Below are 1,360 nucleotides of genomic sequence, written 5' to 3'. Positions count from 1 at the left end.
GACGGACGGCCCCGTCGAAGCCTTTCTCGGCGGTGACGTTTCCCACAGCGTCGAGGGCGAACTCGTAGCTCTGGAGCCTCTCGTTTGTCACACGGCGCAGGCGTTCCTCCCGGTCATAGCGGAAGTTCACCACGCCCCGGTGGTCGCGGCGCCTTGTCAGCTTCCACATGCCGGAGTAGCCGTACTCCACGTGCTGGACGTTGTCACGGTATTCCGTGAGGTTGTCTATCCCGTCGTAGGACAGGCGTATGTCGTTGCCGTCGAAGTCGAGCACGCGCACCACGCGGCCCACGGGGTCGTATTCCCTTTTCTGCACCGCACCTTTGGGGTTGGTGACGCTCACGCACCTGCCCAGCAGGTCGTAGCCGTACAGCGAGGTGTTCCCCCGGCTGTCGGAGGCTTCCGTGAGGTTATGGAAACGGTCATAGGCGAGCCTCGTCACCACGCCGTAGGGGTCTTTCACCGATGCCACCGCACCGTTGCGGTAGGTCATCTTCGTGACGGCACCTTCGGGGTTGGTGCGGCTCACCAGATTGCCGGAGCGGTCATAGCCGAACTCCCACGTGCCGCCGTCCGGCGTGGTAACGGATACGGGACGGTTGCGCAGGTTCCCCCTGGCGGGGTACACGGCGGACACGCTGCCGCCGCACGGGTCGGAGCTGTCGGTGCAGTTCCCCCAGCGGTCATATCTGTACAGGGTGCTGTTACCGAGCGGGTCCGTCTGTGCGAGTAGCCGGCGGCTGTCATCATAACGCCACAGGTGTTCCCCTCCGTTGGCATCGACCTTCTTCCACACAAGGCCGCCACGGTGGTGGTACACCGTCAGCTCCCCGTGGCTGTCGAGCACCTCGGTCACTCCCTCCCGGAACGTGAGCCTGTGGTCGTATATGCCGCCGTCGCCCCATGTGTGTACGCAGCGCGAACCCACGCCCGTACCGTCGTACTCGAAGTACCACGCAAGGCCGTTGCGCCATGTCTCCTTCACGATGAGCCTTCCGGCATACTCGTATGTCATCACGTCGCCCGCCGCGTTGCGCTGGAGGGTCATGTTGCCGTCGGCGTCGTACTCGTAGGAGGCGAGGGTAATCTCTTTCTCCGGATCTTCCGGATGCGGGCCGCATATCTCAAGGATGCGTCCGCTTCTCGTGTCGTGCTCCACCCTCAGGCGGCGGCCCGCGCTGTCGGTGATGGAGCGCAGCAATCCCTCTTTCGTGTAATCGAAGCGGATGCCCAGACCGTTGCAGTCGGTCACGCTCTCAAGCAGGCGCACGGAATCGTACTCCTTGCGCGTGAAGCGGTAGTAGAGATCCTCGGCCATGTCCCACACGCAGTAGCCGCCGTCCTGTTCCAGACGGGCCTC

Annotated in this window: 1 pseudogene; it reads right to left on the bottom strand. The window is 63.8% G+C overall.

What is annotated here, in order from left to right:
- Positions 1 to 1,360, bottom strand: a pseudogene (locus DW039_RS20740) (RHS repeat protein); the annotation flags it as partial.

Origin of the sequence: Bacteroides sp. AF39-16AC (genome assembly GCF_003602735.1) — a bacterium.
GTDB classification, from domain to species: Bacteria; Bacteroidota; Bacteroidia; order Bacteroidales; family Bacteroidaceae; genus Bacteroides; species Bacteroides uniformis.
Note: the sequence above shows the minus strand (reverse complement) of the source record. Positions and strands in the feature narration are given on the sequence as shown.